The sequence below is a fragment of the Massilia terrae genome (assembly GCF_024753145.1).
GTDB lineage: Bacteria > Pseudomonadota > Gammaproteobacteria > Burkholderiales > Burkholderiaceae_D > Telluria > Telluria terrae.
Genome location: NZ_JANUGU010000002.1, coordinates 69,919 through 94,795, shown reverse-complemented (window position 1 = coordinate 94,795; position 24,877 = coordinate 69,919). Strand labels below are relative to the sequence as shown.

Below are 24,877 nucleotides of genomic sequence, written 5' to 3'. Positions count from 1 at the left end.
TCAACAACAAAAAGACGTAGAGCCAAGACTATGAAACGACGTTTAGCACGCCTGCTTGCGGGTTCGATGCTGGCAGCGGCGGTGAGTATGGCGTGGGCCGCGGACGATCCGCAGGCCGGCGAGGCGATCCGCTTCGATATCACCCGCTTCGAGGTGGACGGCAACACGCTGCTGCCGTCCGCGGACGTCGAGCGCACGGTGGCCCCGTTCGCGGGCCGTGGCCGCGACTTCGGCGACGTCCAGCGCGCGCTGGAGGCGCTGGAAGAGCTGTACCACCAGCGTGGCTACAACGTGGTGACGGTGCAGCTGCCGGAGCAGGAGCTCAATGGCGGCGTGGTGCGCCTGCGCGTGGTGCAGACGCGGATCGGCAAGGTGATCGTCAGCGGCAACCAGGCGTTCTCGGAAGCGAATATCCGCGCCAGCCTGCCGACGCTGCAGCCGGGCCGCACGCCCAACCTGAAGCAGGTGTCGGCCAACCTGAAGCTGGCCAACGAGAACCCGGCCAAGAAGGTCAAGCTGTCGCTGTCGGAAGGCGCCGCCGACGAGGAGGTCGACGCCAAGGTGGAAGTCACCGACGAGTCGCCGTGGAAGGTGATGGCCAACGTCGACAACACCGGCACCGACGCCACCGGCAAGACCCACGTCGGCGCGGTGCTCCAGAACGCCAACCTGTTCGGGCTGGACCACGTGGCCAGCCTGCAGTACACCACCACCGCGGAACATCCCAGCAAGGTTGCGGTGTGGGGCGCGGGCTACCACATCCCCCTGTACGGCGCGGGCGACTCGATCGACCTGTTCGCCAGCTATTCGAACGTCGATTCGGGCACCGTCAATGCCGGCCTGTTCAGCGTGGCGGTGAGCGGCAAGGGCGCGATGTACGGCGCGCGCTACAACAACATCCTGGCGCGCCGCGGCGAGTACGAATCGCGCCTGAGCTGGGGCCTTGACTACAAGGCCTTCCGCAACAGCGTGGTGTTCAACGGCCTCGATTTCGGCAACAACGTGACCACCCATCCGCTCAGCGTGACCTACGTCGGCACGCTGCCGCAGCCGGGCGGCGAATCGGGCTTCTCGGTCTCGTTCGTGCAGAACGTGCCGGGCGGCTCGCGCGGCGGCAGCGCCGATTTCGCGGCGGCGCGCGCGGGCGCGGCCGCGTCCTTTCGCGCGCTGCGCTTCGGCGGCACGATCGGCGCGGCGCTCAGCGGCGACTGGCAGGCGCGCCTGGTGGCGAACGGCCAGCTGACTGGCGATGCGCTGGTCCCCGGCGAGCAGTTCGGCGCCGGCGGCAGCACCACGGTGCGCGGCTTCGGCGAGCGCGACCTGTCGACCGATTCCGGCGTGGTCCTGAACTACGAGCTGTACACGCCTGACCTGTGCCAGAGGGCGGACACTTCGTGCCGCCTGCTCGGCTTCTACGACACCGCTTTCGGCAAGCGCAACCACATCCTGCCGGGAGAACTGGACAAGACCGTGATTGCCAGCGTGGGCGTCGGCCTGCGCTTTGCCCTCGGCAGCGCGGTCAGCATGCAGCTCGATTACGGCCACGCGGTGCGCACCGGCGCGATCACGCCGACCAGCAAGAACAAGCTTCACTTCCGCCTGGGCCTGGCCTACTGAAGGACCGAGAGATGACGACGACAATCTTCAAGCGCAGGCTGCTCCCGCTGCTGCTCGCCGCCAGTGTCGGCGCGGCGGTGGCGGCGCCGACCGGCCAGCAAGTGGTGGCCGGACAGGCCACCTTCAACCAGCAGGGCAATGTGTTCTCGATCACGAACACGCCCGGCACCATCATCAACTGGCAGAGCTTCTCGATTGGCGCCGGCGAGGTCACGCGCTTCATCCAGCAAAGCGCGGACAGCGCGGTCCTGAACCGCATCGTCGGCCAGGACCCGAGCCGCATCCTCGGCGCGCTGCAGTCGAACGGCAAGGTCTTCCTGATCAACCCGAACGGCATCGTGTTCGGCCGTGACGCGCGGGTCGACGTCAACGGGCTGGTGGCGTCGAGCCTGAACCTGTCCAATGCCGACTTCCTGGCCGGGAAAAAGAACTTCCAGGCCGGCGCGGTGGCGGGCGAGGTCCGCAACGAGGGCGCGATCACGACGCCGAACGGCGGCCAGGTCTACCTGATTGCGCCGAAGGTCGGCAACAGCGGCATCATCAGGTCGCCGCAGGGCGAGGTGGTGCTGGCCGCAGGCCACAGCGTGCAGCTGGTCGACGCGCGCGACCCGGACCTGAACGTGGTGGTGTCCGCGCCCGCCGACCAGTCCATCAACCTCGGTTCGGTGGTGGCGCAGGGCGGCCGCATCGGTATCTACGGCGCGCTGGTGAGCCAGCGGGGAATCATCAACGCCGACAGCGCGGTCGTGGGCGAGAACGGCAAGATCTTGTTCAAGGCCAGCCGCGCCGCGCAGCTGGAAGCGGGCAGCGTCACCAGCGCCACTGGCGCCGGCAAGGGCGGCACCGTGCACGTGCTAGGCGAGAGCGTGGCCCTGAACGGCGACGCCGCAGTGGACGCGAGCGGTGCGCAGGGCGGCGGCGCCGTGCTGGTGGGCGGCGACTGGCAGGGCGCGAATGCGGCGCTGGCCAATGCCCGCACCACCACCATGTCCGGCGCAGCCAGCATCAAGGCCGATGCTTTGGTGAGCGGCGAAGGCGGCAAGGTGGTGCTGTGGTCGAACGACTCGACCGCGGCCTACGGCAGCATCTCGGCGCACGGCGCCGGCGGCGGCAAGGGCGGCAAGGTCGAGACCTCCGGCCATAGCCTGGCCATCGACGGTATCCGTGTCGACGCGGGCAAGGGCGGCAGCTGGCTGCTCGATCCCTACGACATCGAAGTCAGCGCCAGCGGCACGGCCAAGGTGGGCGACGTCTCCTCGCCCAACGCCGGCCTCGGCACCGGCGTGACGAAGATCGCGCCGGCCACGCTGACCGCGGGCGGCGCCGACATCCTGCTTCAGGCTCAGCACGACATCACCGTCACCGATGCCCTCAACGCGAGCGGCAACGTGACCGCCAGCGCGGGCCACGACATCAACGTCAACGCGGACGTGTCCAGCAGCGGCGGCAGCCTGACCCTGTTAGCCAACAACAGCTTGAACCTGGCCAGCGGCGCCAGCCTGAAGAGCAACCGCTACGTCGACCTGATCGCGGATTCCATGAGCCTCAACGGGAATATCGGCTCGGCAGGGGGAGCGCTTCCGGTCATCACCTTCAATCCGGCCAGCGACAGCCGCCCGATCGCGGTCGGCGGCAACCCCAACACCGGCGTGCTGTGGCTGGACAGCGGCGCGCTGTCGCGCTTCTCGGCCTTCGAGATCAACCTTGGCAGCAGCGCCAACACCGGCGGCATTTCGGTCAACGGCGGCGTGAGCCAGGCCGCCAGCGTCGTGCTTGACAGCGCCGGTTCGATCGCATTCAACGCGCCGGTCACTTCTTCATCCGGCAGCGTGGTCGCCACCCTGCACGGCGCGCCCGGCACCCTGCTCGACGTGAACGCGGCGATCAACGCGGGCCAGCTGCTGCAGCTCAAGGGCGACGGCCTGCGTATCAGCGCACCGGTGGCCGCGACCAGCGTGGTGCTGGCGCCGCACAGCGCGACCACGCCGATTGTGCTGGGCAAGCTGGGCGAAGGCACGTTCGCGTTGGACGAGACCATGCTCAAGCGCGTGAACGCAAGCACACTGACCATCGGCGGCCAGCCGGGTCAGGTGGGCGGGACCCAGATCGAGGGCCCGATCGACCTCACCAGCCACCCGTTCGGCAAACTGGTCATCGACGCCGGCGCTCCCGGCGTGTCGATCGACAGCCTGTTCACCATGCCGAGCGGTGTGCTGAACCTGAAGAGTGGCGGCGACATCGTGCAAAGCATCGTGGGCGGCCTGAATGTGGGCCAACTGGCGTTCAACGCCGGCGGCGCGCTGCACTTCAACGGCGCCAACACCATCGGCAATGTGACGGGCAGCGCCGGCTACATCGACATCAACGCGGCGGGTCCGCTGGCGATCGGCTCGTCCGGCCTGAGCGCCTCGCAAGGCGGCCTGCGCGTGATCACCACCGGCCCGCTGGCGCTGGGTGGCAACGTCGGCGCCGCCAGCGACCAGGTGACCCTGGTGGCCAAGGGCATCAGCGGCAGCGGCACCGTCAGCGCCAATATGGTCCAGCTGCAGTCGACCGACGGCATCGGGTCGGCCAGCGCGCCGGTGAACACCGTGGCCAGCTCGCTGATGCTGTTCAACCAGCAGTCCGGCGCCAAGCCGGTCAACGTCAGCAACACCGGCGACGCCACCTTGTACGCCGCGCAGCAGACCGACGGCACTTCTGGCGCGAACACCGGCGCGCTCACCGTGCACACCACCGGCGACCTGACGGTGGCGGCGGCGCCCGTGCTGGCGACCAGCGCGCCGAATGTCTCGGCATACGCGCTGAACGGCGTGCGCACCGGCGCCGGCGCCATCGACCTGGCCGCCGGCGGCCGCATGACCGTCAACGGCAGCGTATCCAGCACCAGCGGCAATATCGGCCTGGCCGCGGCCGGCGACATGACCGTCTCCGGCAGCGTGACCAGCGGCAGCGGCAACCTGGCCCTGTCCAGCGGCGGCAAGCTGTCCGTGCTGAGCGGCGCCAGCGTGACTTCAAGTTCCGGCGACATCAACGTCACGGCCGGATCGACCGCGATCGCGAACGGCACCGTGACCGGCGCGCCGGGCAAGGTGCACCTCCCGAACACCACCCCGACGCCGCCACCGCCGGCGCCGACGCTCGACCAGTGCATCGCATCGCCGTCGACGACTGGCTGCGGCAGCGTGCTGGACGCGGCGAAGACCGCCTGCTCGGCCGACTGGAACGCCGGCCACTGCGACCAGGTGATGCCGTCCCTGGCCGTGTGCACGGCGACGCCGACCGCGCTCGGCTGCTCCGCCGTGATCGCGCACAACGCCTTGCTGGCTTGCGTGGCGAACCCGCAGGGCCCGAATTGCGGCGCGGTGCTGCCGACCGTCGACAGCTGCAAGGCCAACGGCACCCAGCTTGGGTGCGACACCGTGCTGGCGCAGCGCGCCAAGGTCGACGCCTGCCTGGCCAACCCGTCGGCGGCCGGCTGCGGCACGATCCTGCCGACCTACGATCAATGCCAGGCGCAGTCCGGCGTGTACGGTTGCGGCCCGGCGATCGCCCAGCACGACCGGGTGGCGGCCTGCGTCGCCAACCCGAGCGCGACCTGCTTCGACACCATCCTGCCGAAGTACGAAGTGTGCCAGGCGAATCCGTCGACCTTCGGCTGCGCTCCGGTGACCCAGCGCCATGACGCCATCGCCGCCTGCATCGCCAACCCGAGCGGCGCAACTTGCGGATCGGTGCTGCCGGCGCTGGCGGTGTGCCACGCCGACGCCAGCGTGTTCGGCTGCGCGCCGGTGCTGGCGCGCGAGCAGTTCCTGGCCTGCGTGGCGAATCCGTCGTCTCCGAGCTGCGATTCGATCCTGCCGGCGCTGGCCGTGTGCAAGGCCACGCCGTCGCTGGAGGGCTGCTCGGCCGTGATCGGCAAGACCTTCAACTTCTGCCTGGGCAGCCCGAACGACGCGCGCTGCGTGGGCATCCTGCCGACCCTGTCGCAGTGCGTCGCCGACAAGTCGGTGAGCGGCTGCCAGGTGGTGCTGCCGACGCTGGCGCAGTGCACGGCCAGCCCGACCCTGCAGGGCTGCGCGGTGGTGCTGCCGAAGCTCGAGCAATGCGCGGCCAACCCGAACCTGGAAGGCTGCTCGGCGGTGCTGCCCAAGCCCGACTTCTGCAGCACGCACCCGAGCGACCCGACCTGCCAGGTCTTCAACCCGGCGCCGTCCGGCGGCGCCGACAGCAAGACCACCCCGGTGACGCAGGCGACGCAGACCACGGTGACGCTGGTGAACTCCAGCGTCTCGCAAGTGACGTCATCGAGCAGCAGCGGCGGTGGCGGCGGGACCAGCAGCAGCGACAACGCGGCGGCCGACAAGAAGTCCGATAAGCAGACCGGCCCGGCGACCAGCGAGAACAACGGAGCGAAGAATGAGAAGCCAGCGACCAAAATGTACTGCAATTAAGGCGCTCCTGTTCGCCGCGCTGCTGGGCTTTGCGAGCCTGGCCTGGGCCCAGGCGGTGGGCACGGTGACGCACCTGTCAGGTCCGCTGGTGGCGAAGAAGGCCAACGGCGCGGTGAAGGTGCTGGCCGTGAAGTCGGAAGTCGAGAACGGCGACACGCTGGTGGCCGAGAAGAACACCTACGCGCAGATCAAGTTCGTCGACAACGGCCAGATCACGCTGCGGCCGGGGACGACCTTCAAGATCGAGCACTACGCCTACGACGAGGGCAAGCCGGATGACGACGCCGAGCACCTGGAGCTGGTCGCGGGCGGGGTGCGCTCGGTGACCGGCCTGCTGGGCAAGCGCAACAAGGAGAAGTTCGCGCTCAAGACGCCGAACGCGACGATCGGTATCCGCGGCACGACCTTCATCGCGCAGTATGTGCCGCCGCCGCCGGCGAGTGCGTCCACGGGCTTGTTCAACAATCCTGGCGCCGATGCTTCGACGCCCAAGCCGGGCAGCGTAGGCGCAGCCTTGCCGACGCCGCCTCTCTCCTCGCCGCCGCCGCTGGCGCCGGGCTTGCACCTGCAGGTGACCGATGGCGCGATCATCGTCACCAACTCGGGGGGCTCGCTGGGCTTCCAGGCCGGACAGTTCGGTTATGTGCCGAGCGTGAACCAGCCGCCGGTGATCGTGCCGTCCAATCCGAATATCCAGTTCGTGCCGCCGCCGTCGTTCAACACGGGCAGTGGCGGGCCGACCGCGAGCAACGGGCCGGGGCAGGGACAGGCGACGGATTGCATTGTGCGTTGATCGGCGCGCGCCGATTCATACCTGAACGTCGTTCCCGCGCACGCTGGAACGACGTTCTCTTGTGTTGCGAACGGTGGTGGTTCGCACAACAAAAAAAAGACCTGTGGCCTTGCGGCGCACAGGTCTTTTTGTTTGAACGGCCGATGCTTACAGCACGTCGCTCGCGTGATCCGCCAGGCGGCTGCGTTCGCCGCGCGCCAGGGTCACGTGGCCGCTGTGGTCCCAGCCCTTGAAGCGGTCGACCACGTAGGTCAGGCCGCTCGAACCTTCGGTCAGGTAGGGCGTGTCGATCTGCGCGATATTGCCCAGGCAGAGGATCTTGGTGCCCGGACCGGCGCGCGTGACCAGGGTCTTCATCTGCTTCGGCGTCAGGTTCTGCGCCTCGTCGATGATCAGGAACTTGTTGACGAAGGTGCGGCCGCGCATGAAGTTGAGCGACTTGATCTTGATCCGCGAGCGGATCAGGTCCTGGGTCGCGGCGCGGCCCCAGTCGCCGGCCTCGCTGTCGGACTTCATCAGCACTTCGAGGTTGTCGTCGAATGCGCCCATCCACGGCGACATCTTCTCTTCCTCGGTGCCCGGCAGGAAGCCGATGTCCTCGCCCACCGGCACGGTGACGCGGGTGACGATGATCTCGTTGTACAGCTTGGTCTCCAGTACCTGCGCCAGGCCCGCCGCCAGCGCCAGCAGGGTCTTGCCGGTGCCGGCCTGGCCGAGCAGGGTGACGAAGTCGACCTCGGGGTTCATCAGCAGGTTCAGCGCGAAGTTCTGCTCGCGGTTGCGCGCCGTGATGCCCCACACGCTGTTCTTGGCGTGGCTGTAGTCGCGCAGGGTCTGGAACACGGCGGTCTTGCCGTTGATTTCCTTGATCTGGCCATAGAACGGGGCCTCGCCGTTGCGCGGCTCGAAGTACACGAACTGGTTCACCAGCAGCGAGGGGATCAGCGGCCCGGTCACGCGGTAGTAGGTGGCCGAGGTGCCGTTGCGGTTCTCCTGCCACGACTGCATGTTCTTGCCGTGCTTGTCCCAGAAGTCGTCCGGCAGCTGCACGATGCCCGAGTACAGCAGGTCGGTGTCTTCGAGCACATGGTCGTTGAAGTAGTCTTCCGCCGGAAGGCCCAGCGCACGGGCCTTGATGCGCATGTTGATGTCCTTGGACACCAGCACGATGGCGCGGCCCGGCTGGTCCGCTTCGAGCGCGCGCACCACCCCCAGGATCTGGTTGTCGGCCTTGCCCGAGGGCAGGCCCTCCGGCAGCGCCGCGGCGTTCAGCTTGGTCTGGAAGTAGAGCCGACCCTTGGCGTCCTTGTTGCCCAGCTTGGCCAGCGGGATACCCGACTCGATTTCATGGTCGCCGACGTTGGCGATCAGCGCGTCCAGCGTGCGCGACACCTGGCGCGCATTGCGGGCGACCTCGGACATGCCCTTCTTGTGGTTGTCCAGTTCCTCCAGCGTCATCATCGGCAGGTAGACGTCGTGCTCCTCGAAGCGGAACAGGCTGGTCGGGTCGTGCATCAGCACATTGGTGTCGAGCACGAAGACCTTGGTCGCGCCGGCCTTGTCGGCCTTCTGGCTGGCGCTGGACTTGATGTTGATCTCGACCGGCTTGTGCTTGGCCGGATGCGGCTGGCCGTTGTCGTTGTCCTTGAGCTTGGCGACGACGCCGTCCTTGCCCGGGCGGGTGGACTTGGCGACTGGCGCCGGTGGCGGCGCAACGGGCGCTTGAGCCGGCGGGCTGGCTAGCAGGGCGGCCTTCTTGCGCGCGCCCGCCTTGGGCGCGGGCACCGCTTCGCCGCTGATCAGGTCCTCCACATCATTGTCGGCCTTGGCGGACGCGACCGTCAGCCTCGGTTTGCCGGGCTCGGCCTTGGGATAATCCTTGACTGCCAGCAGGGTCGCTGGCTTGCTGGGCATTTTGGGCAGTGGCATCAGTTTCTCAATCTAAAAATGTCTTTGAAGGCGACGCAAAGCGACGGCGCCGCTGGCCGGTTTTGATGCTACTTGGGAAAAAAGTTGGGGCGGCGCCGGCGCCGGACGATGTCCGGACCGGCAAGCTGCCAGATTGGAAAGATGCAGTGAAACGCAGGTGTCGACTCAAAATGACGGATACGCACCAACAGGTTAAGCAACCAAACGGGCCGTCCGTGTCAGGGCTGGCCCTGCAAAAATTCCAGCACTTCGCTGACGTGATCATTGACTTTCACGCCACGCCATTCTTTCACCAATCGGCCACTAGCGTCAAATACAAACGTGCTCCGTTCGATGCCGCGGACTTGCTTACCATACATATTCTTCATCTTCATGACGCCGAAGAGATTGCACACGGTTTCGTCCGGGTCGGAAATCAGCGCGAAGGGCAGGCCCAGCTTGCTCTTGAAACCTTCGTGCGAGCGCAGCGAATCGCGGCTGATGCCGTAGATCTCGACGCCGAGGGCGCGGAAGGCATCATAGTTGTCGCGGAAAGACATCGCCTCGGTCGTGCAGCCGGGCGTGTTGTCCTTCGGGTAGAAATAGAGGACGGTGTACCTGGCCGGACGGCCGAGCAATTCGAAAGTCTGGCCGCCGGTCATCGGCGCGCTGAAATTGGCGATGTCGGCGGTGGCAGTTGCGGTTGGGCTTTGTGCGGCCACGGAACACTCCTCTAGCTTGTCGAGGCGCGCCTCGCGGGCCGCGCCTAGTTGGACGTATCCAGGACGATCAGTTCGCCTGAGCGGCCCGGTACTTCGCCCCAGCGCACCGGATGCTCCGGCAGCGAGGCGTTCTTGATCTTGTCGTAGTACTGCGCCATCGACGCCAGCTGGTAGCCTTGGGCTTTCCATCCTGTCAACAGCTGTTCGAATATGGGGGCGAGTTTTTGGCCTTCAAGCTCTGCGTGCAAAGTGTACACGTGATCGCGGCTCGCACCTTCGGTCAATCGGAGCAGGTGGGCGGCGATGTTCTGGGTGCTGATGGTCGTGCCATTGATCTCGCGGCCGAGCAGCTCGTCCAGCGTCGGCAGGGTGGTCGGCATCTGGACGCAGCGGCTGCCCGGGAAGCGGTAGGGGCCGGCGCCGGCCTGCGCCAGCGAGCCATCCTCGTTCAGCAGCGCGCGGCCGTCGGAGGCGTAGGCGTAGCCCATGGCCTCGTGTTCGGCGAAGGCGTGCAGGTTCATCTGCCAGCCGGCGGCGCCGTGGGTGTGCGGCTTTTCGCCGAAGACCTGGGCGTAGCGCGCCGAAGCCTTCCTCATCATGCGCACGGTCCAGGCGTCGTCGCGGCCGCGCACATTGTCCTGCCACAGCACGTGGTCCCAGGTGTGGATGCCGCATTCGAAGCCGGCGTCGCGCGCGGCGCGCATCTCGCTTGCCGCCTGCACGCCGATGTCCGGTCCCGGCAGCAGCGTGCCGTACATGAGGGTCTTGAAGCCGTAGTGCTCGACCACCGAAGTGCGCGAGACTTTCTTGAAGAAGCCGGGACGCAGCGCCCGGCGCAGGGCCCAGCCGGTGTGGTCGGGCCCGAGCGAGAACAGGAAGGTGGCCTGGGCCCCGTGCGCCGTGAGCATGCGCACGAGATTGGAGACGCCTTCCTTCGTTCCGCGATAGGTGTCGACGTCGATCTTGAGGACGAGGAGCGGCGCCAACTTAGTCCATCAGGGCTTTGGCTTCGGCGACCTGGCCACGGTACGCATCGAAGATGCCGCGCAGGGCATCGGCCATGGTGGTCTTCGGCGCCCAGCCCAGCTCTTCGCAGGTGTTGGTGATCTTCGGCACGCGGTTCTGCACGTCCTGGTAGCCCTGGCCGTAGTAGGCGCCCGAGGTGGTCTCGGTGATGGTGACCTTGTTCGCGCCTTCGGCGTACTCCGGGTACTCCTTGGCCAGGTCGATCATCATGCCGGCCAGGTCGCGGATCGAGTAGTTGTTGGTCGGGTTGCCGATGTTGTAGATCTTGCCGGTGGCCGCGCCGTTCTTGTTCTCGATGATCTTCATCAGCGCGTCGATGCCGTCGTCGATGTAGGTGAAGGCGCGCTTCTGGTGGCCGCCGTCGACCAGCGAGATCTGCTCGCCGCGCACGATGTGGCCGAAGAACTGGGTGACCACGCGCGAGGAGCCTTCCTTCGGCGTGTGGATCGAGTCGAGGCCGGCGCCGATCCAGTTAAACGGACGGAACAGGGTGAAGTTCAGGCCTTCCATGCCGTAGCCCCAGATCACGCGGTCCATCAGCTGCTTGGCGCAGGAGTAGATCCAGCGCGGCTTGTTGATCGGGCCGCAGATCAGTTCCGAGTTCTCCGGGTCGAATTCCTCGTCGTGGCACATGCCATACACTTCCGAGGTCGACGGGAACACCAGGTGCTTGCCGTACTTGGCGGCCGAGCGGACGATCGGCAGGTTGGCTTCGAAGTCCAGTTCGAACACGCGCAGCGGCTGCTTGACGTAGGTCGACGGCGTGGCGATCGCCACCAGCGGCAGGATCACGTCGCACTTCTTGACGTGGTACTCGACCCATTCCTTGTTGATCGTGATGTCGCCCTCGAAGTAGTGCATGCGCGACTGGTAGGCCGGGTTGGCCAGCAGGTCTTCGATGCGGTCGGCCTGCATGTCCATGCCGTACACGTGCCAGTCGGTGGTCTCGAGGATGCGCTTGGACAGGTGGTGGCCGATGAAGCCGTTGACGCCGAGGATGAGGACTTTTTTCATGTGTGATCTCTTTACGAATTCGTGGCCTTGGCCAGCCGGGATGACAGCTCGCTCGGGGTGATCGGGGCGCCATCTGCCAGCAGGCTGGTGATGGCCAGCGCGCGGCCGTCGCCGCAAACGCCAAAGACAGCATTATCCACCACCGCCAAGCCCGGTGGCAAACTTGGCAGCGGGCGGCGCGCCAATCTTGCTCTTTCGATAATGTAGCGGTGGCCGCCGATATCGGTGAAGGCGCCGGGGTAGGGCGGGGCGACGGCGCGGTGCAGGTTGTAGACCTCGCTGGCAGGCTTGCTCCAGTCGATGCGGCCGTCTTCCGGCTTGCGGCCGCTGAAGTAGCTGCCGCTGGCCAGGTCGTTGATGGTGCGCGGGGCGGCGCCGGCCAGCAGGTCCGGCAACACGCGCCACAAGGTGATTTCGGCGGCCACTTCGACCTTGCCGAAAACGTCGTGGGCGGTGTCGTCGGGCAGGATCGGCACCGCGGTCTGGGCGATGATGGCGCCGGCGTCCGGCTTGACCGTCATCTCGTGCAGGGTGGCGCCGATTTCGGTGGCGCCGTGCAGGACCGCCCAGTTGACCGGAGCGCGGCCGCGGAATTTGGGCAACAGCGAGCCGTGCATGTTATAGGCGGGCGCGATCTCGAGCAGCTCGGCCGGCAGCATGTGGCGGTAGTAGAAGCTGAAGATCAGGTCGGGCTGGGCGGCTTTCACTTGCGCGAGCAGGCCCTCGCCTTTTGCGCTGTCCGGCGTGATGTAGGGGATGCCCTCGGCTTCGCAGACCGAGATCACCGATTCGAACCAGATGTTCTCGGTGGCGCTGTCCTGGTGCGTGACCACCAGCGCGACGTCCACGCCGCCGGCCAGCAGCACCTTCAGGCAGCGCACGCCGACGTTGTGGTAGGCGAAGACGACTGCGCGTTTTTTATCGTTCATTAGTTACCCTTAAAACCGTCGTCCCCGCGCAGGGTGAACAGGGCCCCCGGCCCTGTTCACCCCATAGACCGCGTGACAGGACGCTCAGCATGGGTCCCCGCCTGCGCGGGGACGACGTTCAAAAGCTAGTGGTGCTATCGGCCCACCTGGCGCTTTTCGAGCGTCACGTGCTCGCCTTCGTCGAGATCGAGCCCGTCGCGCCTTGGCTGGCCTTGCAGGATGGTCTGCACCACGTAGCGCGGCCGTGCACGCACCTGCTGGAAGATCCGCCCCACGTACTCGCCGACCAGGCCAATCCCGAACAGGATCACGCCCATGAAGAAGAAGGCGATCGCGAACAGCGTGAACACGCCTTCCGCTTCCGCGCCGAGGATGAACCGGCGCACCAGCAGGATCATGACCAGCAGCGCCGAGCAGAACGACAGCGCCATGCCGAGCAGCGAGAACACCTGCAGCGGCACCAGCGAAAAGCCGGTGACGAGGTCGAAGTTCAGGCGGATCAGGCTGTACAGCGAATACTTCGATTCGCCCGCCGCGCGCTCCTCGTGCTCGACGGTGATCTCGGTCGGCTTGCGCGCGAACTTGTAGGCCAGCGCCGGCACGAAGGTGTTCACCTCGCCGCACTGGTTGACCAGCTCGATCACGTTGCGGCCGTAGGCGCGCAGCATATTGCCCTGGTCCGTGATGTGGATGTTGGTGATGCGCTCGCGCAGGTGGTTCATCGCCTTCGAGGCGACGGTGCGCCAGGCGCTGTCCTGGCGCTTGCGGCGGATCGAGCCGACGTAGTCGTGCCCCTCGCGCATCTTCTCGACCAGCTTGTGGATCTCTTCCGGCGGGTTCTGCAGGTCGGCGTCGAGCGTGACGACGATGTCGCCGCGGGTCTGCTCGAAGCCGGCCAGGATCGCCATGTGCTGGCCGTAGTTGCCGTTGAAGAGGATCACGCGCGTCACGTCCGGACGCTTGCGGTACTGTTCGGCCAGGATCGAGACCGAGTTGTCACGGCTGCCGTCGTTGATGAACACGACCTCGTACTCGATGCCCATCTTGTCGAGCGCCGGGTAGAGCCGTTCGAACAGCTTTTCCAGTCCCTTCTCTTCGTTGTAGACCGGGATGACGACGGACAGCTCCGGTTTCATCGCAAGCACGTTCATTTGGCCAGGATTCCGTTGACGGCGGCGACCACGCGCTCGACGTCGGCGCTGGTCATGGTGTTAAACATCGGCAGGGTCACGGTCAGGCGGCCGATCTTTTCGGCGACCGGGAATTGCCCGTCCTTGAAGCCGCGTTCGCGGTACATGGTGAACAGGTGGATCGGCGCGTAGTGGTAGCCGGTGCCGATGTTGAATTCCTTCTGCATGCGGGTCATGAACTCGGCGCGCGTGCCCGGGCCGCGGTCCGGCAGGATGATCTGGAACAGGTGCCAGTTCGAAGTGCCGAAGGCCTGGATCGGCAGCTGGGCGCCGGTGCGCGCTTCGAAATCGGGACCGAAGCACTTGAAGTAGTGCTCGGCGACCTTGGCGCGGTGGGCGGTGAACTCGGCCAGGCGCTTCATCTGGCCGAGGCCGATCGCGGCCATCATGTCGCTCATATTGTATTTGCCGCCGAGGACGTCGACGTCGATGCCGTCCATGCCGCTGCGGGTTACGCCCTGCAGGCGGTATTTTTCGGCCAGGCGAGCTTCTTCCAGGTTGTTGAGCACCAGGCAGCCGCCTTCCGCGGTGGTGATGTTCTTGTTGGCCTGGAAGCTGAACGAGACGAAGTCGCCGAAGGAGCCGATGCGCTTGCCCTTCCACTGCGAGCCGATGGCCTGGGCCGCGTCCTCGACCACGCGCAGCTTGTACTTGGCGGCGATGGCGTACAGGCGGTCCATGTCGACCGGCAGGCCGGACAGGTAGACCGGAATGATGGCTTTCGTGCGCGGGGTGATCGCGGCTTCCAGCTTGTCGAGGTCGATGTTGCGGGTGCGCTCGTCGATGTCGGCGAACACCGGGGTGGCGCCGCATTCGATGATCACGTTGGCGGTGGCGACCCAGGAGATCGGCGTGGTGATCACTTCGTCGCCCGGGCCGATGCCGGCGATGCGCAGCGCGATCTCCATGGTGCAGGTGCCGGAGTTGAAAGTGCGGACCGGGCGGCCGCCAAAGTATTCGGACAGCTGCGCCTCGAAGGCCTGGTTCTTCGGGCCGGTGGTGATCCAGCCGGAACGCAGGACTTCGCCGACCGCGGCGATGGTTTCTTCGTCAATCGTGGGACGCGAGAAGGGCAGGAAAGGCAGCTCGGCAGTCATTGGTTCTCTTTCGTTTGGTCGGTCGCGGTGTTTAAGCTTTCTGGTCGGAATTTTGTAATTTCACAACGCTAACCGCGCATTTTATCAGGCTTGCCATTCAGGTCCGCGCCAGCAGGGCGACGCCCAGCATGATGACGGCGATCGCCAGCAGGCGCTGGGGCGAGACCGCCTCGCCGAGGAACATCCAGGCGCCGAAGGCACTGACGACGTAGCCCAACGACAACATCGGGTAGGCGATGGTCACGTCGGTGCGCGACAGCCCGATGATCCACACCACCAGCGAGATCGCGTAGCAAGCCAGGCCGCCCAGGATGGGCAGCTGGGTCGCGACCTTGATACCGGTCTGGAACCAGTTCTCGGCCGTGAGGTGGATCGCGCCGCCGAGGGCGTTGGTGCCGGCCTTGAGCAGCAGCTGCGCCATCGCGTTGAGCAGCACGCCGGTGATGATGAAAGCGAAAGTGGAAAGATTCATATCGTATTAATAGTTTGCGATCACCATGCGGCGCGAGTCGGCGGCGACCACGCGCAGCGGAACGCCCTGCTTCTTCAGGTCGGCCACGATGTCGTCGCGGATAATGGCCAGGTCATGCTTGCCGGCGGCGGCGTCGGCGCGCCATGTGGCCACCCATTGCGGGATTGTCGGAATCGACAGCTGCGGCTCCTGCTGCAGGCCGAAGGTGAATTCGTCCCAGTAGTCGACCAGCACCACCGGGCGGCGCAGGTAGAAGGTCAGCGACTGTTCGTAGATCCCGACCGAATAGATCGTCGCGTCGTGCTTGAGTTCCGCGGCGATCTGCGGCATCAGGTTGACGCCGGCCCTGGCCCTGGCGATCGGCTCGAAGCCGGCCATCAGCAGCTCGGTCGAGGCGAAGCTGGCCACGGCCAGCACCAGCACCATCAGGTCGCGCTTCATCTGGCGCGCGTAGACCATGCCTAGCACGCCGCCCAGGGTGGCGACGAAGCCGGCCGCCAGCACCCAGGGCTGGTAGGCGCCGAACAGCACGTCCTCGCCGGCGTGCTTGGCGAAGCGCGTCATGAAGGGCACCGTGGCCAGCAGGGCCACGCCCAGCAGCGCGGTCAGGCCGCTGGTGGCCATGCGCCCGCGGCGGCTGCCGACGTCGAGGTAATTCGCGATCAGCAGCGCGGCCGCCGGGAACACCGGCAGGATGTAGCCGGGCAGCTTGGAGTTCGACTTGGTGAAGAACAGGACGATGAAGACCAGCCAGATCAGCAGCATCAGGCGCGGGCGGAACGGGCCCGGCGCCAGGTCGGTGCCGCTGTCGCGCTTCGCGCCCAGCACCAGGCTTTGCGCCAGCACGCCCAGCCAGGGCACCGAGCCGGCGGCCAGCAGCACGAAGAAGGTGTACCAGGCCGCTTCGCGGTGGTGCTCCTTCAGGAAGAAGCGCTCGAAGTGCTCGTGGATGAAGTAGAAGTGCGGCTGCTCCGGGTTGCGCAGGCCGACCAGCACATGCCAGGGCGCGGCGATCAGGAAGAACAGCAGCAGGCCTTTGCCGATGTGCAGGCGGGTCCAGATCTTCCAGTCGCGTGCGATGAAGGTGTACAGCACCAGCACCGCGCCGGGCAGCATGATGCCGATCAGGCCCTTGGCCAGCATCGCCAGCGCCATCCCGGCCCAGCAGACAAGCATCCAGTTGCGGCGCTCCGGCGGCGTGGCGTCGTTGCGCTGCGCCAGCAGCAGGGAGCACAGCGCGATGGTCATCATGCCCGAGACGCCCATGTCGAGCGAATCGATCTGCGAGCAGGCCGCCCAGTAGAAGCAGGAACCCAGCACCAGGCCGGCGTAGAAGCCGACGCGCTCGCCGAACAGCTTGCGGCCGGTGTACCAGGCCAGCACCACGCCGAGGATGCCGTTCAGGCCAGTCCACAGGCGCGCCTGCCAGTCGCCCAGGCCGAATACGGCGAAGGTGAGGGCGTTCATCCAGGTTTGCAGCGGCGGCTTCTCGAAGTACTTGATGCCGTTCAGGCGGGTGGTGATCCAGTCGCCGCTGGCGAACATCTCGCGCGCCATTTCGGCGTAGCGGCCCTCGTCGGGCGGGACCAGGGTGCGGGCGTCGAGCGCCCACAGCATGACAAGAATGAAAGCGGCCAGCAGGGCCCAGAGGAGTTTTTTATTCCGGTGCAGGTCGTTCATGCGGCCTTCGCGCCTTCAATGATCAGGGCCAGCGTAACCTTGCGGCCTTCGCCCATCAGGATGTTGTAGGTGCGGCAGGCGGCGTGGCTGTCCATGCTCTCGACGCCGACGCGGCGCGCGGACAGGGCCTTGATCAGTTTCGGGTGCACGAAGCGCTGGCGCTCGCCGGTGCCGAGGATGACGACGTCCGGCTGGTCGTGCTCGATGGCGGCAAAGTGTTCTTCCGTCAGGTCTTCGAAGCGCGCCACCGGCCATGGGCGCGGCGCGGTCTCCGGCAGCACCAGCACGCTGTATTCGTAGCGTTTGGCGTTGATCTCGACGCCTGCCTGGTCGTAGCCGGTCACCGTCTGGAGCGACGGGTTGTCCTGTGAGTGCAGCTTCATTCGGGTTTGCCTTAGTGTGAAGGCCGTTAGGATGCCACAAATGGGCCGAGTCCGCACTGTCGGGCACGGAGACCCGGTCCGGGTTTGGGGCGCTTGGCTGTTGCTTAAACTGGACTGTTTAGGCAGAATGGGTTTTCTCGCATTGCAGCATATCCCCCACCGAAACAGGAACCCGACCGTGCGCCCCATCCTCAAATCCTCCAAGCTCGACGACGTCTGCTATGAAATCCGTGGCCCGGCCATGGACCTGGCGCGCAAGATGGAGGAGGATGGCAACAAGATCATCAAGCTCAATATCGGCAACCTGGCCGTGTTCGGCTTCGATCCGCCGGACGAAATCGTGCGCGACATGATCCGCAATATGAGCGGCGCGGCCGGCTACACCGACTCGAAGGGCCTGTTCGCGCCGCGCAAGGCGGTGATGCACTACACGCAGGAGAAGAACATCTCCAACGTGACCATCGACGACATCTACCTCGGCAACGGCGCCTCGGAGCTGATCGTGATGGCGATGCAGGGCTTGCTGAACAGCGGCGACGAGGTGCTGGTGCCGGCGCCGGACTACCCGCTGTGGACCGCGGCGGTCAGCCTGGCCGGCGGCGCGCCGGTGCACTATGTGTGCGACGAGCAGGCCGGCTGGCTGCCCGACATCGCCGACATGCGCAAGAAGATCACGCCCAACACCCGCGCGATCGTGGTCATCAACCCGAACAACCCGACCGGCGCGCTGTACCCGCGCGAGATCCTGCTGGAGATTATCGAACTGGCACGCCAGCACCAGCTGATCGTGTACGCCGACGAGATCTACGACAAGACCCTGTACGACGGCGAAACCCACGTCTCGATGGCCTCGCTGGCGGACGACGTGATGTTCGTGACGCTGAACGGCCTGTCGAAAAATTACCGCTCCTGCGGCTATCGGGCCGGCTGGATGGTAGTATCTGGGGAGAAGAAGCACGCGAAAGACTATATCGAGGGCCTGAACATGCTGGCCTCGATGCGCCTTTGCGCCAACGTACCCGGCCAGTTTGCGATCCAGACTGCCCTGGGCGGCTATCAAAGCATCGCGGATCTGGTGGCGCCAAACGGCCGCCTGACCCGCCAGCGCGACCTCGCGCACCAGATGCTGACCGAGATCCCGGGTGTTAGCTGCGTCAAACCCAAGGCCGCGTTGTACATGTTCCCGCGGCTCGACCCGAAGGTGTACCCGATCGCCGACGACCAGCAGTTCATCTGCGAGATGCTGGCCGAGGAGAAGGTGCTGCTGGTGCAAGGAACCGGTTTCAACTGGATCGCACCGGACCACTTCCGTCTCGTGTTCCTGCCGAACTCGGACGACCTGGTGGACGCCTGCGGCCGCATCGCGCGCTTCCTCGATGGCTACCGGCGCCGCCACGGAACGCGCGCCTGAGTGAAGAATAGAGAAAATGATTAAACCGATCAAAGTAGGCCTGCTTGGCGCGGGCACCGTTGGCGCGGGCACCTTCAACGTCCTGCAGCGCAACCAGGAAGACATCCGCCGCCGCGCTGGCCGCGGCATCGAAATCGCGATGGTCGCGGCACGCAACCTGGAACGCGCGCGCGGCATCGTCGGCCCGAACGTGGAAGTGGTGAACGATCCGTTCGCCGTGGTGAACAACCCCGAGATCGACATCGTGGTCGAGCTGATTGGCGGCTACGAGCTGCCGCGCGAGCTGGTGCTGCGCGCGATCGCCAACGGCAAGCACGTGGTCACGGCCAACAAGGCGCTGCTGGCGCAGCACGGCAACGAGATCTTCGCCGCCGCCCACGAAAAGGGCGTGATGGTGGCGTTCGAGGCGGCGGTGGCGGGCGGCGTCCCGATCATCAAGGCGCTGCGCGAGGGCCTGACCGCCAACCGCATCGAGTCGGTGGCCGGCATCATCAACGGCACCACCAACTTCATCCTGTCCGAGATGCGCGACAAGGGCCTGGACTTCGCCACCGTGCTGAAGGAGGCGCAGGCGCTGGGCTATGCCGAGGCCGACCCGACTTTCGACATCGAGGGCGTGGACGCGGCGCACAAGCTGGCGATCATGTCGTCGATCGCGTTCGGCATCCCGGTGCAGTTCGATAAAGCCTACGTGGAAGGCATCAGCACCCTGCAGGCGCAGGACATCCGCTACGCCGAGCAGCTGGGCTACCGCATCAAGCTGCTGGGCATCACGCGGCGCTCGGTGGTGGACGGCGTCGAAGGGATCGAGCTGCGCGTGCACCCGACCCTGATCCCGGCGGGGCGCCTGATCGCCAACGTCGAGGGCGCGATGAACGCGGTGCTGGTGCAGGCCGATGCCGTGGGCTCGACGCTTTACTACGGCAAGGGCGCGGGCTCGGAGCCGACGGCGTCGGCGGTGATCGCGGACCTGGTGGACGTGACGCGCCTGGCCACGGTGGATCCGTACTGCCGCGTGCCGCACCTGGCGTTCCAGCCGGACGAGATGAACGACGTGCCGGTGCTGCCGATGTCGGAGATCCGCTCGAGCTACTATCTGCGGGTGTACGTGAAGGACCAGCTGGGCGTGATGGCGGACCTGACCCGTATCCTGGCCGATGCCGGCATCTCGATCGACGCCGTGCTGCAGAAGGAGCCGGGCGAGCTGCAGACGCGCACCGACATCATCATCATCACCCACCAGACCAGCGAGAAGTTGGTCGACGCGGCGATTGCCAAGTTCGAGCAGATGCCTGCGGTGGAGGGCAAGGTGGTGCGCATCAGGCTGGAGAGCTTGAGCTGATGTGATTCAAAAAATCGGGCTTCGGCCCGGTTTTTGTATCATTTCCCGGCTTGTGGTTCCGGTTGAAGAAATGGGGTTCCCGCGCAGGCGGGAACCCCATTTTGCTTGCAGCCCACTTACTTCGGGGGTCTCGCCAACTCCCGCAAAAATTCCGTCGCAAACTCATCCACTACCTGCTGTGGCACGAGCACATCCTCGTCCAGTTCGGCAGTAATGTGCGCGAGCAAGTCGCGCTCTTGTTGGTCGAACAGCGCATCAGGCGCCGTACCGTAGAGAAGTGGGGGCAGGTTGGGCGAATTCATGCGCGCATTCTATACGCGCTGCACTGCACCATCAGCTTGTTCGCGGCCTCGGTTGAGGCGGCTCAAGGCGGTTTTTCGGGCGGACTATTGAGCAATGTTCCTGGTTCATTTTGCGCCAGCTCGCCTTTGGCGCAGGACCGGGAATTCCCGTACCGGCAGGTGCGGCGCAGGGTATCGGCCGAAGCTACGTCGCAAACAGCACGCCCACCTTCAGCCCGGGTCCGCCATCGCCTTCCGCCAGCGTGATGTGCGCCCCGTGCAAAGTGGCGATGTCGCGCACGATCGCCAGCCCGAGGCCGGTGCCGTTGGGATTGGCCTCCATCGTCGCGCCGGAGCGGTAGAAGGGCGTGAACACCTTGTCGCGCTCGGCCGCCGGAATGCCGGGGCCGGAGTCGGTCACTTCCAGCAGCACCCCATCCGCCACCGCGCGCACCGCCAGCAGCACGCTGCCGCCGGCCGGCGTGTAGCGGATCGCATTGTCGACCAGGTTGCTGACCAGTTCGTGCAGCATCATCGCCTGGCCGGTCACCGACAGCGGCTCCGGCGCATCGAGCGCGAGATCGATATCCTTCTGCACCGCCGGCAGCGCCAGTTCGAGCCCGACCTGGCGCGCCACCGCCGGCAGGTCGACCGGCGCCATGTCGCCCTGGCCGCCATGCTCGATGCGGGCCAGCGTCAGCAGGCGGTTGGCGAGATTGACCGCGGAGTCGGTGGTGCCGGCGATCGACTGCACGATGGCGCGCATCGCGTCGGGATCGTTGGCGCGCAGGGCCAGCTCGGCCTGGGTCTTGAGCACCGTGAGCGGCGTGCGCAGCTGATGCGAGGCGTCGGCGATGAAGCGGCGCTGGCTGGCCACCAGGTTCTGCATGCGCGCCATGGTGCCGTTCAGCGTGGCGACCAGCGGCCGCACTTCCTTGTGCACCAGCGCCTGGTCGACGTTCGACAGGTCGGACAGCGGGCGCGTGCCGAATTCGTCCTTCAGCCGCATCAGCGGGCGCAGCACCAGCCGCACGGCGACCCACACCAGCGTGGCCACCGCCAGCACCAGGATCGCCTGGCGCGCCAGCGTGCTCACCAAAATCCGCCGTGACAGCGCGCGCCGCGCGTCCAGCGTCTCGCCGACCTGGATCAGGGCGATGCCGCGCATCGAATCGTCGTACACGGGCTGCAGCAGGGCCGCGATGCGCAGCTCCTCGCCGTTGTAGGTGGCGTGGTAGAAGCGCACCAGCGCCGGATACAGTTCCGAGCGCGGCACGTTGGGCGGCACCGCCGGCAGGTCGTCGTAGCCTGACACGGTCTCGCCGTGCAGGCCGCCGACCCGGTAATAGATGCGGCCGAGGGTGTCGGTCTCGAAGCTGTCGAGGGCGACGTAGGGCACGTCGGCCACCACTTTGCCGTCGTGGACCGAGACCCGTTCGGCCAGCGCGCGGGTGGACGCCAGCAGCGAGCGGTCATAGGCCATGTCGGCCGCCTCCACCGCGTCGTGGTAGAGCGAGAAGGTGTTCAGCGCGACCAGCACGATCAGCGGTCCAAGCAGCCAGCGCAGCAGCTGGTTGCGCAGGCTGCCCAGCGGGGCGGCCTGCGCCGGGCGCGCGAACCAGCGGACGGCGGGGGCTGTCATTTCGGCTCGTCGCGCGCCTGCAGCAGGTAGCCGATGCCGCGCAGCGTGGCGATGGCGGCGCCGCCGTCGGGACGCTTGTCGAGCTTCTTGCGCACGCGGTGGATGTACAGCTCGATGGCGTCGAGGTTGGCGTCATCGTCCAGCGCGAACACCTCGTCGAACAGCTTTTCCTTGGACAGCGCGCGGCCCGGGCGCGAGATCAGCGCTTCCAGCACCGCGTGTTCGCGCGGGGTCAGAGCGAGCGGCTCGCCACAGTATTCGAACATGCGCGAGACGGTATCGAAACTGAGCTTGCCGCAGCGCTGCACCGGCTGCGCCTCGCTGCCCTGGCTGCGCCGCAGCAGGGCTTTCACGCGCGCTTCCAGCTCGGCCAGCTCGAACGGCTTCGACAGGTAGTCGTCGGCGCCCAGGTTCAGTCCCTGCACCCGTTCTTCCAGCCCGCCGCGCGCGGTGAGGATGAGCACCGGCGTGCGGCCACGCGCGCCGCCGCGGGCGCGCAGGCGGCGCAGCACGTCCAGCCCGTCCATGCGGGGCAGGGTGAGGTCGAGGATGACCAGGCCGTAGTCCTGGGTGTGGAGCAGGGCATCGGCATCGGCGCCGGTATGGGCACATTCGACGGTGAGGTTGGCGTCACGGAGGGCCTTGGCCAGCCAGTGCGACAGCTCGAGGTGGTCTTCGACTAACAGGATACGCATCCCGGCAGTGTAAGACGAAATCGGGCCGTACGCACAGCCCCCTGCCGCTGCACATCCGCCCACCCGCTGAAAGCCGATTGAAAGGAAGCGGCCCATATAGTTCATAACGCAGCAACACAACCATAACCACAACACCAGGAGACACTATGAAGCACAAGTCGCTTGCGCTTGCCGTTTTGGCAGCACTTTCCGCCACCGGCTACGCTCACGCCCAAACCAATGTCCAGGTCTACGGCCTGATGGATGCCGGGGTCGAGTACCTGACCAATGCCGACGCCAAGGGCAACAGCATGACGCGCGTGATCTCGGGCGGCAAAAACACCTCGCGCTGGGGCTTCAAGGGCCAGGAAGACCTGGGCGGCGGCCTGAAAGCGGTGTTCGGGCTCGAAGGCGGCGTGTTCCTCGACACCGGCGCGCAGGACGGCGCGCTGTTCAAGCGCCAGGCCTACGTCGGCCTCGATGGCTCGTTCGGCCGCGTGGTGCTGGGACGCTCCTTCACCACGGTGTACGACTACGTCATCAAGTACGACCCGATGGGCTTCGCGCCGAACTACTCGTGGGCCACCTCGGCTTCGGCCACCGGCCCGTCGAAATACGGTATGACCACCGCCTTCGACAACCTGATCAAATACTCGGGCAAGACCGGCTCGTTCAGCTATGGCGCGACCGTCGGCCTGGGCGAACAGCAGGGCAGCGCGGCCGACAGCCGTAAATACGCGGTCGCCGGCGCCTACGAGTCGAATGGCCTGGGCATCATGGCCTCGTACGAGAGCATCAACGGCAACACCGTGGTCGCCACCGGCAACCGCGACGAGACCACCGCCTACCACCTGGCCGCCGACTACAAGAACGCGGACTGGCGCTTCAGCCTCGGCATGCGGGACTACAAGCTGGTGTCGGGCAAGGCCGCGACCGCCGACGTGCGCGCCGATACCTACTGGGGTGGCGTGAGCCGCTACATCGGCCCGTGGACCATGACCGGCGCGGTCTACCACGTCAACGTGAAGAACGTCGCGGCCGGGAAGGATGCCGATCCGACCATGTACGTGCTGCGCGGGATGTACGCGCTGTCCAAGCGCACCGACCTGTACCTGGCGGCGGCACACGTGAGCGGCAAGAACGGCCAGCTGGTCGGCCTGTCGCGCGACGACGCCGGCTTCGGCACGTCGCAGACCGGCATCACCACCGGCATCCAGCACCGCTTCTGAGCACGCGGTCCAGCCCGATCCGTCTATCATGGCCGGTATGAAGCTGCGTAAACATATCCCCCTGGCCCTGCTGGCCGCCTGCGCGCTCGCGCATGGCGGCGAGCCGGAATGTGTCGTCCCGTCGAAACCGGGCGGCGCGATGGACCTGACCTGCAAGCTGGCCCGCAAGGGCCTGGAGGCCAGGCACGGCGGGCACATGAAGCTGACCTACATGCCGGGCGGGATCGGCGCGGTGGCCTGGCACACGATGGTCGGGCAGCGCCGCGCCGAGCCGGACACCCTGGTCGCGTTCTCGGGCGGCTCGCTGCTCAACCTCGCGCAGGGCAAGTTCGGCAAGGCGCGCGCCGAGGACGTGCGCTGGGTGGCGGCGCTGGGCGCGGACTACGGCATGATCGCGGTGCGCGCCGATTCGCCGTTCCACACGCTGGCCGACCTGATGCAGGCGTTGCGCACCGATCCGCACCAGGTGCTGATCGGGGTGTCCGGCACGGTCGGCAGCCAGGACTGGCTGAAGGTGGCGATGGTGGCGCAGCACGCGGGCGTCGATCCCAAGCAGCTGCGTTTCGTCGCGCTGGAAGGCGGTGGCGAGGAGTTCACCGCGCTCTCCGCCGGCTACGTCGAGGTGATCTCGGGCGACACCTCGGAGGCCACGCTGTACGCCGGCCCGGGCAAGGTGCGGGTGCTGGCGGTGCTGGCCGAACACCGGCTGCCGGGCGTGCTGGCGAATATCCCGACCGCGCGCGAGCAGGGCGTGGACGTGGTGTGGCCGCTGATCCGCGGCGTGTGGATGGGGCCGGGCGTGTCCGACGCCGACTACCGCCGCTGGGTGAAGGCATTCGAGCAGATGGAAGGCACGCCGCAGTTCGCGCAGCTGCGCGCCGAGTCCGGGCTGTACCCGTTCTCGGTGACCGGCGACGCGCTGACGCAATACGTAAAAAAGGCAATCAACGATTACAACCGGCAGGCCAAGCAGTTCAACCTGCTGCGCTGACCGGTATCCCCAAAAAACCAAG

20 protein-coding genes are annotated in these 24,877 nt (G+C 66.4%); 7 read left to right on the top strand and 13 right to left on the bottom strand.

From position 1 onward, the window contains the following. Nucleotides 1-30 precede the first annotated feature (30 nt). The 3 genes from NX778_RS07690 to NX778_RS07680 are packed head-to-tail and all read left to right on the top strand — an operon-like array spanning nucleotide 31 to nucleotide 6,864. A complete protein-coding gene (locus NX778_RS07690) occupies nucleotides 31-1,617 on the top strand; it encodes a ShlB/FhaC/HecB family hemolysin secretion/activation protein (RefSeq protein ID WP_258811135.1) in 1,587 nt (528 codons plus the stop codon). 11 nt (nucleotides 1,618-1,628) lie between these two features. After that, on the top strand, nucleotides 1,629-6,071 hold the full coding sequence (locus NX778_RS07685) for a two-partner secretion domain-containing protein (protein WP_258811134.1): 4,443 nt from the start codon (nucleotides 1,629-1,631) through the stop codon (nucleotides 6,069-6,071). Beyond that, on the top strand, nucleotides 6,037-6,864 hold the full coding sequence (locus tag NX778_RS07680; protein WP_258811133.1) for a FecR family protein: 828 nt from the start codon (nucleotides 6,037-6,039) through the stop codon (nucleotides 6,862-6,864). The genes NX778_RS07685 and NX778_RS07680 overlap by 35 nt, the downstream gene beginning before the upstream one ends. A 147-nt stretch (nucleotides 6,865-7,011) precedes the next feature. Here the strand turns inward: NX778_RS07680 and NX778_RS07675 are convergent, their stop codons facing one another. The 10 genes from NX778_RS07675 to NX778_RS07630 all read right to left on the bottom strand — a co-directional run bounded on the left by NX778_RS07675 (nucleotide 7,012) and on the right by NX778_RS07630 (nucleotide 17,285). Next, nucleotides 7,012-8,793, bottom strand: coding sequence for a PhoH family protein (locus tag NX778_RS07675; RefSeq protein WP_258811132.1), 1,782 nt, complete (start codon nucleotides 8,791-8,793; stop codon nucleotides 7,012-7,014). Nucleotides 8,794-9,011: 218 nt separating this feature from the next. Beyond that, a complete protein-coding gene (locus NX778_RS07670; protein WP_370661319.1) occupies nucleotides 9,012-9,494 on the bottom strand; it encodes a peroxiredoxin in 483 nt (160 codons plus the stop codon). A gap of 44 nt (nucleotides 9,495-9,538) precedes the next feature. Beyond that, nucleotides 9,539-10,480 carry a polysaccharide deacetylase family protein gene (locus NX778_RS07665; protein WP_258811131.1) on the bottom strand — a complete coding sequence of 314 codons (942 nt, stop codon included), beginning with the start codon at nucleotides 10,478-10,480 and terminating at the stop codon, nucleotides 9,539-9,541. Nucleotide 10,481: 1 nt separating this feature from the next. Next, complete coding sequence (locus NX778_RS07660) at nucleotides 10,482-11,534, bottom strand: bifunctional UDP-4-keto-pentose/UDP-xylose synthase (protein WP_258811130.1); 1,053 nt, start codon at nucleotides 11,532-11,534, stop codon at nucleotides 10,482-10,484. Nucleotides 11,535-11,545: 11 nt separating this feature from the next. Continuing rightward, nucleotides 11,546-12,463: a formyltransferase gene (locus NX778_RS07655; protein ID WP_258811129.1), complete on the bottom strand. Its 918-nt coding sequence runs from the start codon at nucleotides 12,461-12,463 to the stop codon at nucleotides 11,546-11,548. Between the two features lie 134 nt (nucleotides 12,464-12,597). Next, nucleotides 12,598-13,599 (bottom strand): glycosyltransferase, encoded by a 1,002-nt coding sequence (locus NX778_RS07650; RefSeq protein WP_258811749.1) that lies wholly within the window; start codon nucleotides 13,597-13,599, stop codon nucleotides 12,598-12,600. A gap of 11 nt (nucleotides 13,600-13,610) precedes the next feature. Next, complete coding sequence (locus NX778_RS07645) at nucleotides 13,611-14,750, bottom strand: DegT/DnrJ/EryC1/StrS family aminotransferase (RefSeq protein WP_258811128.1); 1,140 nt, start codon at nucleotides 14,748-14,750, stop codon at nucleotides 13,611-13,613. Between the two features lie 97 nt (nucleotides 14,751-14,847). Beyond that, a complete protein-coding gene (locus NX778_RS07640; RefSeq protein WP_258811127.1) occupies nucleotides 14,848-15,222 on the bottom strand; it encodes an EamA family transporter in 375 nt (124 codons plus the stop codon). Between the two features lie 6 nt (nucleotides 15,223-15,228). Then, on the bottom strand, nucleotides 15,229-16,902 hold the full coding sequence (locus tag NX778_RS07635) for a glycosyltransferase family 39 protein (RefSeq protein WP_258811126.1): 1,674 nt from the start codon (nucleotides 16,900-16,902) through the stop codon (nucleotides 15,229-15,231). After that, nucleotides 16,899-17,285 carry an Mth938-like domain-containing protein gene (locus NX778_RS07630; protein ID WP_258811125.1) on the bottom strand — a complete coding sequence of 129 codons (387 nt, stop codon included), beginning with the start codon at nucleotides 17,283-17,285 and terminating at the stop codon, nucleotides 16,899-16,901. The genes NX778_RS07635 and NX778_RS07630 overlap by 4 nt, the downstream gene beginning before the upstream one ends. 178 nt (nucleotides 17,286-17,463) lie before the next feature. Here NX778_RS07630 and NX778_RS07625 point away from each other — a divergent pair, with 178 nt between their 5' ends. Further along, nucleotides 17,464-18,696, top strand: coding sequence for a pyridoxal phosphate-dependent aminotransferase (locus NX778_RS07625; protein ID WP_258811124.1), 1,233 nt, complete (start codon nucleotides 17,464-17,466; stop codon nucleotides 18,694-18,696). A gap of 19 nt (nucleotides 18,697-18,715) precedes the next feature. After that, a complete protein-coding gene (locus NX778_RS07620) occupies nucleotides 18,716-20,038 on the top strand; it encodes a homoserine dehydrogenase (RefSeq protein ID WP_258811748.1) in 1,323 nt (440 codons plus the stop codon). Nucleotides 20,039-20,154: 116 nt separating this feature from the next. On the opposite strand, the gene NX778_RS07615 is transcribed toward NX778_RS07620, so the two are convergent. The 3 genes from NX778_RS07615 to NX778_RS07605 all read right to left on the bottom strand — a co-directional run bounded on the left by NX778_RS07615 (nucleotide 20,155) and on the right by NX778_RS07605 (nucleotide 22,656). Then, nucleotides 20,155-20,340: a hypothetical protein gene (locus NX778_RS07615; protein ID WP_258811123.1), complete on the bottom strand. Its 186-nt coding sequence runs from the start codon at nucleotides 20,338-20,340 to the stop codon at nucleotides 20,155-20,157. Between the two features lie 184 nt (nucleotides 20,341-20,524). After that, on the bottom strand, nucleotides 20,525-21,961 hold the full coding sequence (locus NX778_RS07610) for a sensor histidine kinase (RefSeq protein ID WP_258811122.1): 1,437 nt from the start codon (nucleotides 21,959-21,961) through the stop codon (nucleotides 20,525-20,527). Then, nucleotides 21,958-22,656, bottom strand: coding sequence for a response regulator (locus tag NX778_RS07605; RefSeq protein WP_258811121.1), 699 nt, complete (start codon nucleotides 22,654-22,656; stop codon nucleotides 21,958-21,960). The genes NX778_RS07610 and NX778_RS07605 overlap by 4 nt, the downstream gene beginning before the upstream one ends. Before the next feature lie 146 nt (nucleotides 22,657-22,802). Between NX778_RS07605 and NX778_RS07600 the strand changes: the two genes are divergently transcribed. Then, the gene (locus tag NX778_RS07600) at nucleotides 22,803-23,864 is read left to right on the top strand and encodes a porin (RefSeq protein WP_258811120.1); all 1,062 of its coding nucleotides are present in this window, start codon (nucleotides 22,803-22,805) and stop codon (nucleotides 23,862-23,864) included. 37 nt (nucleotides 23,865-23,901) lie between these two features. Then, nucleotides 23,902-24,855, top strand: a complete 954-nt coding sequence (locus tag NX778_RS07595; protein ID WP_258811119.1) for a tripartite tricarboxylate transporter substrate binding protein — start codon at nucleotides 23,902-23,904, stop codon at nucleotides 24,853-24,855. Nucleotides 24,856-24,877 lie beyond the last annotated feature (22 nt).

Coding starts and splice junctions, on each gene's coding strand:
- NX778_RS07690 (WP_258811135.1), top strand. CDS start 31: ATGAAACGACGTTTAGCACGCCTGCTTGCGGGTTCGATGCTGGCAGCG.
- NX778_RS07685 (WP_258811134.1), top strand. CDS start 1,629: ATGACGACGACAATCTTCAAGCGCAGGCTGCTCCCGCTGCTGCTCGCC.
- NX778_RS07680 (WP_258811133.1), top strand. CDS start 6,037: ATGAGAAGCCAGCGACCAAAATGTACTGCAATTAAGGCGCTCCTGTTC.
- NX778_RS07675 (WP_258811132.1), bottom strand. CDS start 8,793: ATGCCACTGCCCAAAATGCCCAGCAAGCCAGCGACCCTGCTGGCAGTC.
- NX778_RS07660 (WP_258811130.1), bottom strand. CDS start 11,534: ATGAAAAAAGTCCTCATCCTCGGCGTCAACGGCTTCATCGGCCACCAC.
- NX778_RS07655 (WP_258811129.1), bottom strand. CDS start 12,463: ATGAACGATAAAAAACGCGCAGTCGTCTTCGCCTACCACAACGTCGGC.
- NX778_RS07650 (WP_258811749.1), bottom strand. CDS start 13,599: ATGAAACCGGAGCTGTCCGTCGTCATCCCGGTCTACAACGAAGAGAAG.
- NX778_RS07645 (WP_258811128.1), bottom strand. CDS start 14,750: ATGACTGCCGAGCTGCCTTTCCTGCCCTTCTCGCGTCCCACGATTGAC.
- NX778_RS07640 (WP_258811127.1), bottom strand. CDS start 15,222: ATGAATCTTTCCACTTTCGCTTTCATCATCACCGGCGTGCTGCTCAAC.
- NX778_RS07635 (WP_258811126.1), bottom strand. CDS start 16,902: ATGAACGACCTGCACCGGAATAAAAAACTCCTCTGGGCCCTGCTGGCC.
- NX778_RS07630 (WP_258811125.1), bottom strand. CDS start 17,285: ATGAAGCTGCACTCACAGGACAACCCGTCGCTCCAGACGGTGACCGGC.
- NX778_RS07615 (WP_258811123.1), bottom strand. CDS start 20,340: ATGAATTCGCCCAACCTGCCCCCACTTCTCTACGGTACGGCGCCTGAT.
- NX778_RS07610 (WP_258811122.1), bottom strand. CDS start 21,961: ATGACAGCCCCCGCCGTCCGCTGGTTCGCGCGCCCGGCGCAGGCCGCC.
- NX778_RS07605 (WP_258811121.1), bottom strand. CDS start 22,656: ATGCGTATCCTGTTAGTCGAAGACCACCTCGAGCTGTCGCACTGGCTG.
- NX778_RS07600 (WP_258811120.1), top strand. CDS start 22,803: ATGAAGCACAAGTCGCTTGCGCTTGCCGTTTTGGCAGCACTTTCCGCC.
- NX778_RS07595 (WP_258811119.1), top strand. CDS start 23,902: ATGAAGCTGCGTAAACATATCCCCCTGGCCCTGCTGGCCGCCTGCGCG.